10 protein-coding genes are annotated in these 14,478 nt (G+C 48.7%); 4 read left to right on the top strand and 6 right to left on the bottom strand.

Annotated features, from left to right (window positions below; translation table 11 throughout):
• Window positions 1-18: 18 nt before the first annotated feature.
• Both metG and G5S52_RS08745 read left to right on the top strand, forming a co-directional pair.
• On the top strand, window positions 19-2,055 hold the full coding sequence (gene metG / locus G5S52_RS08750; RefSeq protein WP_165012843.1) for a methionine--tRNA ligase: 2,037 nt from the start codon (window positions 19-21) through the stop codon (window positions 2,053-2,055).
• 224 nt (window positions 2,056-2,279) lie between these two features.
• Window positions 2,280-3,095 carry a hypothetical protein gene (locus tag G5S52_RS08745; RefSeq protein ID WP_165012832.1) on the top strand — a complete coding sequence of 272 codons (816 nt, stop codon included), beginning with the start codon at window positions 2,280-2,282 and terminating at the stop codon, window positions 3,093-3,095.
• 67 nt (window positions 3,096-3,162) lie between these two features.
• On the opposite strand, the gene G5S52_RS08740 is transcribed toward G5S52_RS08745, so the two are convergent.
• From G5S52_RS08740 to lrp, 6 genes are all read right to left on the bottom strand, one after another.
• On the bottom strand, window positions 3,163-4,725 hold the full coding sequence (locus G5S52_RS08740) for a methyl-accepting chemotaxis protein (RefSeq protein ID WP_165012830.1): 1,563 nt from the start codon (window positions 4,723-4,725) through the stop codon (window positions 3,163-3,165).
• A gap of 307 nt (window positions 4,726-5,032) precedes the next feature.
• A complete protein-coding gene (serS, locus tag G5S52_RS08735; RefSeq protein ID WP_046305252.1) occupies window positions 5,033-6,319 on the bottom strand; it encodes a serine--tRNA ligase in 1,287 nt (428 codons plus the stop codon).
• Between the two features lie 158 nt (window positions 6,320-6,477).
• Window positions 6,478-7,812 carry a replication-associated recombination protein A gene (locus tag G5S52_RS08730; RefSeq protein ID WP_165012828.1) on the bottom strand — a complete coding sequence of 445 codons (1,335 nt, stop codon included), beginning with the start codon at window positions 7,810-7,812 and terminating at the stop codon, window positions 6,478-6,480.
• Between the two features lie 15 nt (window positions 7,813-7,827).
• Entirely contained in the window at window positions 7,828-8,424 is a 597-nt protein-coding gene (gene lolA, locus G5S52_RS08725) for an outer membrane lipoprotein periplasmic chaperone LolA (protein WP_002539169.1), read from the bottom strand.
• 11 nt (window positions 8,425-8,435) lie between these two features.
• On the bottom strand, window positions 8,436-11,237 hold the full coding sequence (locus tag G5S52_RS08720; RefSeq protein ID WP_165012826.1) for a DNA translocase FtsK: 2,802 nt from the start codon (window positions 11,235-11,237) through the stop codon (window positions 8,436-8,438).
• Window positions 11,238-11,499: 262 nt separating this feature from the next.
• On the bottom strand, window positions 11,500-11,994 hold the full coding sequence (gene lrp, locus G5S52_RS08715; protein ID WP_040528471.1) for a leucine-responsive transcriptional regulator Lrp: 495 nt from the start codon (window positions 11,992-11,994) through the stop codon (window positions 11,500-11,502).
• Window positions 11,995-12,159: 165 nt separating this feature from the next.
• On the opposite strand from lrp, the gene ald reads away from it, so the two are divergent.
• A complete protein-coding gene (ald, locus tag G5S52_RS08710; protein WP_165012824.1) occupies window positions 12,160-13,275 on the top strand; it encodes an alanine dehydrogenase in 1,116 nt (371 codons plus the stop codon).
• A 121-nt stretch (window positions 13,276-13,396) separates the two neighbouring features.
• Entirely contained in the window at window positions 13,397-14,359 is a 963-nt protein-coding gene (gene trxB, locus G5S52_RS08705; protein ID WP_165012822.1) for a thioredoxin-disulfide reductase, read from the top strand.
• The last annotated feature ends 119 nt before the right edge of the window (window positions 14,360-14,478 follow it).

Genomic DNA, 14,478 nt, shown 5'->3' with positions numbered 1-14,478 from the left:
AAGCGAACTATCTAAATTATGGCTGCAAACCAACGTAAAATTCTGGTTACCTGTGCCCTGCCTTACGCGAATGGCTCTATCCATTTGGGTCATATGCTCGAGCATATTCAGGCAGACGTATGGGTGCGTTATCAGCGCCTGCGTGGCAACACTGTAAACTTTATCTGTGCAGACGACGCACACGGTACGCCAATCATGCTGAAAGCTCAGCAATTGGGTATTGAGCCTGAAGCCATGATCGCTGAAATGCAGAAAGAACACGAAACAGACTTCGCGGGCTTTGACATCAGCTTTGACAACTACCACAGCACGCACAGCGAAGAAAACCGCGAACTGGCGTCATACATTTACACCCAACTGAAGAACAAGGGCTATATCAATAGCCGTACGATTTCTCAGCTGTTTGACCCTGAGAAAGAAATGTTCCTTCCAGACCGTTTCGTTAAAGGCACCTGCCCGAAATGTAAGTCTGAAGATCAGTATGGTGACAACTGCGATAACTGTGGTGAAACCTACAGCCCAACTGAATTGATTAACCCTAAATCAGCAGTGAGTGGCGCAACCCCAGTACTCAAAGATTCTGTTCACTTCTTCTTTGACCTGCCACAGTTCGGAGACATGCTGAAAGCATGGACCAAGTCTGGTGCGCTGCAGGAAGAAATGGCGAACAAAATGAACGAGTGGTTCGAGTCTGGCCTGCAGCAGTGGGACATTTCTCGTGACGCACCTTACTTCGGTTTCGAAATCCCAGGTGAACCAGGCAAATACTTCTACGTATGGCTGGACGCGCCAATCGGATACATGGGTTCATTTAAGAACTTCTGTAATAAGAATGGCAATGTCGATTTCGACGAGTACTGGAACAAAGACAGCGACGCAGAGCTTTACCACTTCATTGGTAAAGATATCGTTTACTTCCACAGCCTGTTCTGGCCAGCCATGCTGGAAGGCGCTGGCTTCCGCAAGCCAAACAACGTGTTCGTTCACGGCTATGTGACCGTTAATGGCGCGAAAATGTCGAAGTCGAAAGGCACTTTCATTAAGGCGAGCACTTACCTGAAACACCTGGATCCAGAGTGTCTGCGCTACTACTACGCAGCCAAACTGAATAACCGCATCGATGACCTTGACCTGAATCTGGAAGATTTCGTTCAGCGTGTTAACTCTGACATCGTCAACAAAGTGGTTAACCTTGCATCTCGTAACGCAGGTTTCATTGCGAAACGCTTCGACGGCATGCTGTCTGCAGAATGCGCAGAGCCAGCGCTTTATGAAGAGTTTACTTCTGCAGCTAGCCGTATTGGTGAGCTGTTCGAAAACCGCGAGTTCAGCCGTGCCATCCGTGAAATCATGGCGCTGGCTGACAAAGCAAACCAATACGTTGACGAGAAAGCACCTTGGGTCGTCGCCAAAGAAGAAGGCAAAGATGCTGAGCTTCAAGCAATCTGTACCATGGGTATCAACCTGTTCCGTGTACTGATGACTTACCTGAAGCCAGTGATGCCAAAACTGGCAGAGCGTTCAGAAGCGTTCTTGAACGAGACTTTGAGCTGGGATGGTATTGCAACGCCGCTGACTGCTCATAAAGTTGAAGCGTTCAAAGCACTGTTCAGCCGCATTGATCCGAAGAAAGTTGAAGAGATGGTTGAAGCATCTAAAGAAGATGCAGCAGCCGAGAAAGCAGTGGCTGAAAAAGCAAAAGGTCCTTTGGAAGAAGAGCCTATTGCAGATGAAATCGAGTTCGGTGACTTTGCGAAAGTGGACCTGCGTATCGCAAAGATCATTTCTTGCGAATCTGTGCCGAAAGCTGACAAACTGCTGAAATTCCAGCTAGATATTGGTGGTGAGACCCGTCAGGTGTTCTCTGGTATCAAATCTGCGTACAACCCAGAAGATCTGGTTGGCAAATACACTGTCGTGGTGGCTAACCTGAAACCGCGTAAGATGAAGTTCGGTATGTCAGAAGGCATGATTCTGGCTGCTGGCCCAGGCGGCAAAGATCTGTGGCTGCTTGAACCGCATGAGGGTGCACAAGCAGGTATGCGTGTGATGTAATCGCGGCATCGAATTGAAAAGGAGCCCTCGGGCTCCTTTTTTTGTGCATCCACGAGAATACTTTGGCGACCTTCATCACATTTTTGCACCAAGTTGGTTAGATTCTGCGCCATTGCTGGTCAGAAAATTCGGCATAAAAACATAACTCATTGTTTTTGAATGCTTTATTAATTGGCACACACACTGCACTACTTGTTCAGGCACTCAGGAAAGAGGAACAAGTTATGGCACTGTTATCTATCATCACTCCAAACTGGTTAGTTCGCATGACGAAAGGTCTGTCGAGCTCACAGAAATCCCGACGCGACCACTACCGGTCGCAAATCAGCGATCTTCGTTCATTGCTTTGGATGCTGCATGACCACAACACCCGCTACATTCGCTGCCCTCAATCTCCACAAGCCAGCAAGGCTCGCAAAGAGATTGAGGAGTTCTGTGAACAGTTGCTTGTAGAGTGCAGTAACCCTCAACGTCCTTTGTTCCGAGTATTGAAGTCTCGGATGGAACAGGTGTTGTCGTCACTCCCGAATCAATCTAAAGCAGGCTGGTACGCGATACACCATAGAGCCTCAGATCATCTCATTTACATCATTGATGAAGTGACACGCTCTTATCTGGCGGAAGGAACACTCGATGCGACCTATGAAGAATATCAAGCGTTCTGGCAGACCTGGATTGATACTAAAGAAGCGCAGCTTCGTTACGAGCAAGCCGTGATGCGTTTGATGGAAGGTAAAACAGCTGCGTGGCAGTCCGTGAATTTGCAAAGCCGGATCTTACAAAAGCGGATGCATCAACTTTCATTGATGTCGAGCGGAGATGCCACCTTGGCTTTTGACCGCGTAGATAATCGCTTTGATTCCGTTATCCGCTCTACAGAAGAAGAGATTCCAGCTTCCTCACTGATTAAAATCAGTCAGGACTTAAGCGTTATTCTTCTTCACCTTTTTGACCGAGAGTTGATTGTCCGTACTGCAGATAATGAGTCAGTCGCTGCAACTTCAGAAGACATCAAAGCGCTTCCTTTAAAAACAGGATGAGTACCCTTCAGAATATAAACAAATAAAAAGGTCAGCCCAGTGGCTGACCTTTTTGTATCTGGTATTGCTAGCCGACTCGTCGGAACTGACCTACAAGTTGTTTCTGGGCAGACAAGGCGTCAACCAATCCTTGAGCTTCCTGAACTGTCTCTTTCGCAATATTCAGAGACTGATGTGAGAGTTCAGAAACGGACTGAATATTGCCGTTCATCTCGTTAGATACCGCCGCCTGCTCTTCAACCGCGGTGGCTACCTGATGGTTACGATCATTGATATCAGACACCAATTCCTGTGAACGGCGAAGCGCATCACCCGCTTTTTCTGCACTGGTCACACACTCACCAGATAGGGTTGTGCCTCGTGCCATTGCATCAACCGCTTGCTGAGTTCCGTTTTGAATAAGGGAGATAACATCCTGGATTTCAGATGTGGATTCTTGTGTACGTTGTGCGAGCGCACGTACTTCATCCGCCACCACGGCGAAACCACGGCCTTGCTCACCGGCACGTGCAGCCTCAATGGCGGCGTTGAGTGCCAGAAGGTTGGTTTGCTCAGCAATACCCTGGATAACATCAGACACAGAACCAATGCGCTTGCCGTGTTCTTCCAGCTCGGATATCACACTTGACGCGTCACTAAGCTGCTTGGCAAGGTTCTGAATAGCATCAACAGTCTGGCCAACTGTTTCCATACCAGTAAGGGTGGCATCCTGAGCTTCAGTCGCTGCATCCGAAGCACTTTGTGTGTTGCCAGACATATCGTTTGCTGTCGCCGACATTTCATTAATTGCAGCGGCAATCTGCTCGGTTTCTGCATTTTGATTTTCAAGGTTACTGGCGGTTCTTTCACCATTTGCCTTAGCATTGGCCGCTGCATTCAATACTTGATCGCTTCCATCGAGAATTCGACCAACAACGGCGTTTATTTCAGCTGCACGCATCTTGAGTGCTAATTCAATTTCAGAAACATCATCGATCGCACCATTGTAGAGATACTCCATCAATGGGTTGTCATAGGCTTCTTTCGCCAACTTAGTCACGTTTTCTAAGCGGCGTGTCAGCATAAACATTGCTAATATCGAGAAAACAAACTGCACCGCGACAGCTGCAGCAAACCCAGCAAAGAAACCAGCAGCACCCGCCAATATTGCGCCAGGGATAAACCACATTGCTGCTCGTTGCCACATGCGAGTGCGCGGCATTTTGAGCGCCGAAGGTGTTTTTCCAGCAAGCAACTGTGGATACACTTTTTCAGCACGCTCTACCGCTTTGCGGTCTGGCGTGGTTCGAACAGACTGAAACTCGACAATCTGACCGTTTTGTTTGATAGGAGAGGCGAACGCGTTCACCCAGTAGTAATCGCCGTCTTTGGTGCGGTTTTTTACCAAGCCCATCCAGTTGTTGCCAGCTTTAATAAAGTCCCACATATTCTGGAATGCAGCCGGTGGCATGCTTGGGTGACGGACCAGATTATGAGGCTGCCCGACGATTTCATCTAGCGTATAGCCCGCCACCTCGCAAAAATCCTTACTCGCGTACTTAACGATACCGCGCGGATCGGTTGTCGAGAGCAAATTGTAGTCAGCGGGGAATTTTATTTCTTTATCCGTTACGGGATTGTTGACTCGCATACGACACTACCCTTTATTAGTTGCGACGATTTCTAATAAGTAATAGTAGACGATTAAAATGGAAGGAAATGAGAAGGTTGAGAACTAATATCCTCAAATAATGAGCTTGACCTTTAACTTGCTGATTTAAAAAGCTGTTGCATCTAACTAATACAAATAGTTTTTGTATAACTTCCTGTATTAATATTTTTGTTATTGGCTACTTTTTACAACTCCACGTCAAGTTAATCAGACAATACAGTAAGCCTTACTCTTTGTATTAAATAAAAAACCGGCCACTGGGCCGGTTTTTTCTGATTAGGTTGTATTAACCGATGTGTGTCAGACCACCCATGTAAGGGCGCAGAACTTCTGGCACTTCGATTCGACCGTCTTCCAACTGGTAGTTTTCAAGAATAGCTACCATGGTACGGCCAACAGCCAGACCTGAACCGTTCAGAGTATGCAGTAATTCTGGCTTCTTCTCAGCCTTACGGCGGAAGCGAGCTTGCATACGACGTGCCTGGAAATCACCCATGTTTGAACAAGATGAAATTTCACGGTAAGTACCTTGTGCAGGTACCCACACTTCCAGGTCGTATGTCTTCGCAGAGCCAAAGCCCATATCACCGGTACACAGAATCACCTTACGGTAAGGTAGATTCAGCAGTTGCAGAACTTTCTCAGCGTGACCAGTCAATTCTTCCAGTGCCGCCATTGAATCTTCTGGCTTCACGATTTGTACCAACTCGACTTTATCGAACTGGTGCATACGGATAAGACCACGGGTATCGCGACCGTATGAGCCTGCTTCTGAACGGAAACACGGCGTGTGCGCTGTCATTCGGATTGGCAGATCTGCTTCTTCCACGATGGTGTCACGAACCATGTTGGTCAGCGGCACTTCAGCGGTTGGGATAAGAGACATGCCTACGCCTTCTTCGGTCGCAGGTTGAGTGTGGAACAGATCTTCACCGAATTTAGGAAGTTGACCAGTACCAAACAGGCTGTCAGCGTTGACCAAATATGGCACGTACATTTCCGTATACCCGTGCTCAGTGGTGTGAAGATCCAGCATAAACTGGGCAATTGCACGGTGTAGGCGCGCCATTTGGCCTTTCATTACGATGAAGCGAGAGCCAGACAGTTTCACTGCGCTCGCAAAATCCAGACCGCCAGTCAGCTCGCCCAGATCAACGTGGTCTTTCACTTCAAAATCGTAAGTTTTCGGCTCACCCCAAACAGAGATTTCTACGTTTTCAGATTCATCTTTACCTACTGGCACTGCATCATCAGCGATGTTTGGCACACCCATCGTGATATCGTTCAGTTGGTCCTGAAGCTCTGCCAGTTCTGCTTTTGCTTTGTTCAGCTCGTCGCCCAGGTTTTCTACCGCTGCCAGCAGTGGCTGGATATCTTCACCTTTCGCCTTCGCCTGACCAATGGACTTGGATCGTGCATTACGCTCAGCTTGCAGCTCCTCGGTGCGTACTTGCAGCGATTTGCGCTTTTCTTCCAGATTGCGGAGAGTGTCAACGTCAAGCTTGAAGCCACGACGTGCCAGTTTTTCAGCTGTTGCGTCCAGCTCGGTACGAAGTAGTTTTGAATCCAGCATGTTAATCCTGTGAATCGTTAAACAGTGCCTTAAAAGAAGTTGACGCTGCCACGCACTATTATGGCAACGTCAAATTGAAAGGATTTTTCTTCCTGAGATGGGTGACTTTAACCACCACATTTATTGGGTAAAACAATACCCAAATTGACCTTTATTTCCTAGCGTTTTCGAGGGCTATTTGCATTCAACTGCTCAAGAAACGCCAGCTTTTCTGCAATTTTGATTTCCATCCCCCGATTCACTGGCTGATAGTAACGCGTGCCTTTCATTTCTTCTGGGAAATAGCTCTCACCCGCAGCATACGCATTTGGTTCATCATGGGCATATCGATACCCATCGCCATACCCCATTTCTTTCATCAGAGTCGTTGGCGCATTGCGAAGGTGGTTTGGCACTTCATAATCAGGGTGCATTTTGGCATCACGTAATGCCGCTTTCCATGCGACATAAACTGAATTACTTTTTGCTGCACATGCCATGTAAACCGTTGCCTGCGCAATGGCACGTTCGCCTTCTGCCGGTCCGACCCGGGTAAAACAATCCCAGGCGTTAATGGCTATTTCCATTGCACGCGGATCCGCATTGCCAATGTCTTCCGAGGCGATGGCGAGCAGACGACGGGCAACATAGAGCGGATCACCACCCGCGGTGATGATTCTGGCGTACCAGTACAAGGCAGCATCTGGGTCAGAACCGCGGACCGACTTGTGAAAGGCGGAAATTAGGTCGTACCAAAGATCACCCTTGTTATCAAAGCGTGCAATCTTCTCTCCGGCTACTTCGGCGAGCAAGGGCAAGGTGATCAACTTCTTACCACTGGCGCCTGGTTCTGCCATGTCAGACAAGAGTTCCAGATAGTTCAGCGTCATTCGTGCATCACCAGAGGTAAAGTCAGCCAATTGCGCTTTCACACCCTCGGCGAATTCCAGTTTTTCAGCACCCAGCCCACGCTCGTTGTCAGACAATGCTTGATCGATCACTTCCAACACATCGTCAGTATCAAGAGACTTGAGCTTGTATACTCGCGCTCTTGAGAGCAGTGCGTTGTTCAGCTCGAATGACGGGTTTTCGGTCGTTGCACCGATAAAGGTGATGGTGCCATCTTCAATATGCGGCAGAAAGGCATCCTGCTGGCTTTTGTTGAAGCGATGCACCTCGTCAACAAACAGAATCGTCCGTCTGCCGACCAATTGGTTTTCTTTGGCTTTATCGATCGCAAGGCGAATGTCTTTTACACCGGATGTGACTGCAGATACCCGTTCAATTTCTGCGTTGGCATAACCTGCGGCGACTTCTGCCAGCGTGGTTTTACCTGTACCAGGTGGCCCCCAAAGAATCATTGAATGCAGTTGGCCGCTTTCGAGAGCACGGCGCAGAGGTTTGCCTTCATCGAGGAGGTGTTTTTGGCCTATATATTCGGCGAGGTTAGTTGGCCGCATACGCGCGGCCAAGGGGCGAAAGTCGTCCGCAAAATCCAGACTGAGGTTACTCAAATTAGCTTTCTCTGATTACTGTCGCTGGTCATCCAGCTCAACACCTTCCGGAACAGTAAAGCTGAACAGTGACGCTTTTGGAGTGACATTCTTCACGTCATCAAGTGCAAAGCGGCTTTGCTGTCCGTCCTGCTCCACCACGGCAAATTCGGTAATTTTGCCATCAGGTTTCACACTAACAACAAACTCACCCAAATTTGAGGCTTCTTTTGGAGACAAAGTGAAAGTATCGCCATCCTGCTCCACGTCGTAGTTTGCCCAGTCGCTCGGGTTATTGCGGGTCAGCAAAACAAAAGGCGTCTGTGAAGTGGCATCATCCAACCGCATAGCAGTGACTTGTTCAATGAAAGGGCTGTAGTACCACAATGTTTCACCATCTGAAATTAGGTAATTTTCATCTGGCGTCACCGTTTCCCAATTGAACAGGTTTGGACGCTTCATGGCCAGGCTGCCTTCACCTTCACTAATCACATCCCCTTCCGGGCTGGTGACGGTCTGTTCAAAATTCGCCGTGAAGCTGTTGAGCTTTGACAAGCGAGAATTCAGCTCTTGCTGCGGATTTGCAAACACTGCAGGTGCTACCAGCAGCAAAGAGAACAACATTTTTTTCATTCTTATTCCAATCAATCTCTTGGCGGTGGTGGCGGTGCCAACACCTCACGATTCGAGTTATGGCCTGGCGGGCTGACAATGCCCTGAGCTTCCAACTGTTCAACAATTCGCGCGGCACGGTTATAACCGATTTTAAAGCGGCGCTGTACTCCTGAGACTGATGCGCGACGAGATTCGGTCACAAACTCAACCACTTGGTCAAACAACTGATCCAGCTCTTCGCCGTCCCCGCCCTCTGGAGCTTCACCCGGCAACAAACCATCGCTACCCTGATCACCGCTGGTGATTTCTGAAATGTACTGCGGCTTGCCACGCGCCTTCCAGTTGCTGACCACGCGATGAACTTCATCATCATTTACGAAAGCACCATGCACGCGCGCCGGATGGTTTGAACCATTGGGCATAAACAGCATGTCACCCATACCCAAAAGGGATTCCGCCCCACCCTGATCCAGAATGGTTCGAGAGTCTGTTTTGGTTGATACCGTAAACGCCATACGTGTCGGAATGTTTGCTTTAATCAAACCTGTAATCACGTCCACCGATGGACGCTGGGTAGCCAGCACAAGGTGAATACCCGCAGCACGTGCTTTCTGGGCAAGACGTGCAATCAGCTCTTCTACCTTCTTACCCACGACCATCATCAGGTCTGCAAATTCGTCGACGATCACCACGATGTAAGGCAGTTTCTCCAACACAGGTGCAGTTTCATCCATGCTGTCGCCCGGCTTCCATAGCGGGTCAGGGATCGGGTGATCAGCTTCTGCCGCTTCGCGGATTTTGTCGTTGTAGCCAGCAATATTTCGAACACCCAATGCAGACATGAGTTTGTAACGACGTTCCATCTCCGCCACGCTCCAGCGAAGCGCATTGGCGGCGTCTTTCATGTCAGTGACCACTTCGGTCAACAAATGTGGGATACCTTCGTAGACCGAAAGTTCCAACATTTTCGGGTCAATCATGATGAAACGAACATCTTCTGGCCCTGCTTTGTAGAGCATACTGACGATCATCACGTTCACACCGACAGATTTACCAGAGCCTGTTGTACCTGCCACCAGCATGTGCGGCGCTTTGGCAAGATCCGTCACAATCGCTTCACCGGCGATGTCTTTACCCAAAACCACTGAAAGCGGTGATTTCGAAGACTGGAAGCGTTCACTCGCTACCACTTCAGACATGAACACGGTTTCGCGGCTGGTATTTGGTAATTCAAGGCCGATATAAGGTTTACCCGGAATGACATCAACAACACGAACAGCGCTGGTTGAAAGCGAACGGGCAATGTCTTTTGACAGGCTCATAATACGGCTGACTTTCACACCCGGTGCCAGCTCAAGTTCAAAGCGCGTGATAACCGGGCCAGGGAAAATCCCCTTCACAGTGACTTTGATTTTGTATTCTTCAAGGCGTGTTTCAATCAAGCGGGCCTGATACTGCAGCTCTTCATCAGATGCGCGGGTTGCTGTGTTGCGCGGAGGGTCAAGAAGATCAATGGTTGGCAGGGGCTCTTTCGGCTTCGGCAGGTTCGGTTCATCTTTGACAAGGAACGGATGCACTGCACCAGCGGCATTTTTCTGCGCTTCACGAATGGTTTCGAGGAAAGGATCTTCTTCGTCAGGAATCACCGATTCTGCCTGCGCGCGGTCAAGTTCTGACAACCCGTCAGTGTTACCGATAACGATGTCTTCTCGTGCCTCTTCAATCACGACAGACTCCGTTGAGCCAAAGTTCACATCGTCATCCCAAGGCACATCGTTGGTATCTGCTGATGTTTCTTCTGAAACCCTCTCTGAAACAGGTTCTTCAATCGCGACTGAGTTGGCGCGGTCCAATTCGGGATCATCAAGAGCGTTGATGTCATCATCAACTTCCGTCTCTTGATCGAAACTGTTAAAAACAGGTTTTGGCTCCGGCGAGATAACTGGCTCATCCAACTCTGGCTCTAACGTCATCATCGGCTCTTTACGCTCACCAGCGGCAGCGATTGCAGCATGGATCACTGGCGGAACGGAAACTGGCGTATCTTTTTCATCGTCATCAACGCGCTGCGCTTTGTTAAGCACCGAGACATCTGCCAACTTACGCGTTTTTGCAACCGGCTTGGCGAACAGTGGATCCGATTCATCGATGTCATCTGTTAGCTCAGAGGTATCAACGGTTGAGCCAATCATTTGTGGCTTGTCACCACGGGTACGGTTCACGATCCAAGTGATACCCGACAGCGTTTTTTCACCTAACGTATCGACAATCGTCAGCCAAGAAATACCCGTAAACAGCGTAAAGCCAGCCGCCCAGACGAACATAAAGACCAGTGTGGTACCCAAGAGGTTGAACAAGGGCATTGAAAGCTCTGTCAGTACATCGCCGACGACACCACCGGATGAAAAGAACCAGAAGTCATCAAAGTTCAGGTCAGCCAACCCGCAACTGGTTAATAGCAATAGAACAACACCAAGGATTCGGGTCGCTAATATAGTGTAATTTAGTGGCTCAGATTCGCCACGGCGGCGGAAGAAAACCCAGCCACCGAGAAGCAAAAGAAAAGGAAGCGGATAAGCCAAGGTACCCAATGTAAAAAACAGGGTATCAGCCACCCAGGCACCTGCGTTGCCAGCAGCATTTTGTACTGGGCCATCCCAAGCAGTTTGGGACCAGGATGGGTCGGATGAATCGTAACTGAGCAGAGATACGAGGATGAAGACAGCAGACAGCAGCGCGATAATCAGTGCGCTCTCTTTCAAACGTTGTTTTCCGTTTAATCGACGCGAGGTGTCTGTCTGTTTCTGCTCCTGACGCAAGAAGAACTCCATTATCACCTATCTTTCTAACTTTAAGCCCTGAAATCGTTTCATACCCCATCAGCACTATGGCTGATCAGAGCGGCTTTATTATTCATTATGATTGCCTATGCCCATTTGACGAAAAACGCTTCAATAACGGGCAAATACTGGGTTAATACCCATGCTTTTGCAAAAGTGTACACCAAACAAAAAACAAACCGAGCAGCAAGCTACTCGGTTTGTAGAATATAACACTAATCTCAGCCCTGTTTGTCCGAGGGCTGTGAGCATGTTAACGCGTTTTGATCACCAGATGATTGGTCTGTTTCACTTCTTCCATTACCACGTAGGTTCGGGTGTCATTAACACCAGGAAGGCGCAGCAGGGTTTCACCCAACAGCTTACGGTATGCAGACATATCCGATACGCGCGTTTTCAACAGATAGTCAAAATCACCGGAAACAAGATGACATTCCTGAATATCTTCGAGTTGTTGAACGGCCTTGTTAAACTGTTCGAACACATCAGGAGCACCACGGTTCAGGGTAATTTCTACAAATACCAGAAGCGACGCATCGAGAAATTGAGGGTTCAATAACGCGGTATATCCAGAGATATACCCTTGTCGTTCAAGACGACGAACACGCTCAAGACATGGGGTTGGCGACAGTCCTACTCGCTTAGAAAGTTCAACGTTAGAAACACGTCCATCCTTCTGAAGTTCATTAAGAATATTTCTGTCAATACGGTCCAATTCCTTGGAGGGTTTCTTTTTGGCTTCAACCATTTTTTATTCCACCTTTTTACTTCCTTGCAATGTTAAATGCCATTTTTTCTAACATATTTTATATATTTAGCATCAAATCCGGCTATTGGCGAACTATACTAGCTCTAAATACAACAATACTACAAAACAACAGCCAATAACTCTACAAAGAAGCGAGGTTTCAGGATGATCATTGGTGTACCTAAAGAAATCAAAAACCACGAGTACCGTGTCGGTATGGTCCCTGCCAGCGTTCGCGAGCTGATATCCCATGGCCACACTGTTCACGTCCAGTCCCAGGCGGGTGCGGGTATCGGCTTTAGCGATGATGACTACATCAAGGCTGGTGCTTCTATTCTTCCAACTGCAGAAGATGTCTTCGCAGCTGCTGAAATGATTGTCAAAGTTAAAGAGCCACAGGCAGTTGAACGTGCCATGCTTCGCGAAGGGCAAATATTGTTTACCTATTTGCACCTTGCACCAGATTTTCCACAGACACAAGACCTTATCAAGAGCAAAGCTGTCTGTATAGCCTATGAAACCGTAACAGATTCTAAGGGTAGATTGCCACTTTTGGCGCCGATGTCAGAGGTCGCAGGACGAATGTCTATTCAGGCAGGTGCTCAGGCGTTGGAAAAATCGCGTGGCGGCGCCGGTATGCTGCTAGGTGGTGTTCCAGGCGTTGAACCCGCTAAAATCGTGGTGTTAGGCGGCGGCGTGGTCGGCTCAAATGCAGCTCGAATGGCTGTTGGAATGCGGGCAGATGTCACAATTTTAGACCGCAACATCGACACACTTCGTGCTTTGGACGAAGAATTTCAGGGACGCGCAAAAGTTTTATATTCAACAGAAGAAATTCTTGAAAAACACGTTCTCGCCGCAGATTTGGTCATCGGAGCAGTGCTTATCCCTGGTGCAGCAGCACCAAAATTGGTAAATGCTGACCACATCAAACGAATGAAACCAGGTGCAGCAGTCGTCGATGTTGCTATCGACCAAGGTGGCTGTTTCGAAACCTCAAAAGCAACAACACATGCCGACCCAACATATATTGTCGACGACGTGGTTCACTACTGTGTCGCAAACATGCCAGGCGCAGTGGCCCGCACTTCTACATTTGCACTGAACAACGCCACGCTCCCTTATATCTTGAAGCTGGCAAATCTCGGTTACCGTGACGCGCTGCTTTCTGATCAGAACCTGTTGAATGGCCTGAATGTCATCGACGGCAAAGTCACCATCCGTGAAGTGGCGGAAGCATTTGATCTGGAATACGTTGACGCAAAGGCGACTCTGGCCTAACTCAAGCGTAATAACAGATAACATTTTTCGATAAAGGGCACCGCATGGTGCCCTTTCTTTAGCTCTACAATTTCCCTACAATCGGTTCCATTGCATAACACTAAATCCACCCGGAGAAATAATGAGCAACGTAAAGCATGCAAGCCTTCTTATCTTAGGTTCTGGCCCTGCTGGTTACACCGCTGCAGTTTACGCGGCACGCGCTAACCTGAACCCAGTGATGGTTACTGGTCTGCAACAGGGCGGTCAGCTAACGACCACGACAGAGGTTGAGAACTGGCCGGGTGACGCTGAAGGTCTAACTGGCCCAGCACTGATGGAGCGCATGAAAGAGCACGCTGAGAAATTTGATACTGAAATCATCTTCGATCACATCAACGAAACGGATCTGACCCAGCGCCCTTTCCGCCTGAAAGGCGACAATGGTGAATACACCTGTGATGCACTGATTATCGCAACGGGTGCATCTGCTCAGTATCTGGGCATGGAGTCAGAAGAAAACTTCAAAGGCCGCGGCGTATCAGCTTGTGCGACCTGTGACGGTTTCTTCTACCGTAACCAAAAAGTGGCAGTCATTGGCGGCGGTAACACGGCTGTTGAAGAAGCACTTTACCTGTCTAATATCGCTTCAGAAGTTCACTTGATCCACCGTCGTGACAGTTTCCGTGCGGAGAAAATTCTGGTTAACCGCCTGATGGATAAAGTCGAGAACGGTAACATCGTTCTGCACACTGACCGTGTTCTGGATGAAGTACTGGGCGACGACATGGGTGTGACTGGCGTTCGTATTAAAGACACGCAGTCTGACAATACTGAAGAGCTGGATGTGATGGGCCTGTTCGTTGCTATCGGCCACAAGCCTAACACGGGTATTTTCGAAGGCCAGCTTGAAATGCACAACGGCTACATCAAAGTGCAGTCAGGCCTTGAAGGCAACGCGACACAAACCAGCGTAGAAGGCGTGTTCGCAGCCGGTGACGTAATGGACCACATCTACCGTCAGGCAATCACTTCTGCCGGTACTGGCTGTATGGCGGCACTGGACGCTGAGCGTTTCCTGGACGCACAAGCAAAAGACCAGTAATCCATCCCTGTTAGGCCCGAACTATACGGGCCTATCATTTTGCCATTTCAGCCTTCCAAAGACCGATGTAAACCGCAGGGATCTCTCCTTTAGGTTCAATCGTATCGGTCACATAAAAA

Origin of the sequence: Grimontia sedimenti (assembly GCF_011045095.1) — a bacterium.
Lineage (GTDB): Bacteria > Pseudomonadota > Gammaproteobacteria > Enterobacterales > Vibrionaceae > Enterovibrio > Enterovibrio sedimenti.
The sequence above is the reverse complement of the archived record's forward strand: the minus strand, read 5'-3'. Positions and strand labels throughout refer to the sequence as shown.

Bases quoted from the DNA above. Each gene is read 5' to 3' on its own strand.
- serS (WP_046305252.1), bottom strand. From the start codon at position 6,319: ATGCTGGATTCAAAACTACTTCGTACCGAGCTGGACGCAACAGCTGAA.
- metG (WP_165012843.1), top strand. From the start codon at position 19: ATGGCTGCAAACCAACGTAAAATTCTGGTTACCTGTGCCCTGCCTTAC.
- G5S52_RS08745 (WP_165012832.1), top strand. From the start codon at position 2,280: ATGGCACTGTTATCTATCATCACTCCAAACTGGTTAGTTCGCATGACG.
- lolA (WP_002539169.1), bottom strand. From the start codon at position 8,424: ATGAAAAAAATGTTGTTCTCTTTGCTGCTGGTAGCACCTGCAGTGTTT.
- G5S52_RS08740 (WP_165012830.1), bottom strand. From the start codon at position 4,725: ATGCGAGTCAACAATCCCGTAACGGATAAAGAAATAAAATTCCCCGCT.
- ald (WP_165012824.1), top strand. From the start codon at position 12,160: ATGATCATTGGTGTACCTAAAGAAATCAAAAACCACGAGTACCGTGTC.
- G5S52_RS08720 (WP_165012826.1), bottom strand. From the start codon at position 11,237: ATGGAGTTCTTCTTGCGTCAGGAGCAGAAACAGACAGACACCTCGCGT.
- trxB (WP_165012822.1), top strand. From the start codon at position 13,397: ATGAGCAACGTAAAGCATGCAAGCCTTCTTATCTTAGGTTCTGGCCCT.
- lrp (WP_040528471.1), bottom strand. From the start codon at position 11,994: ATGGTTGAAGCCAAAAAGAAACCCTCCAAGGAATTGGACCGTATTGAC.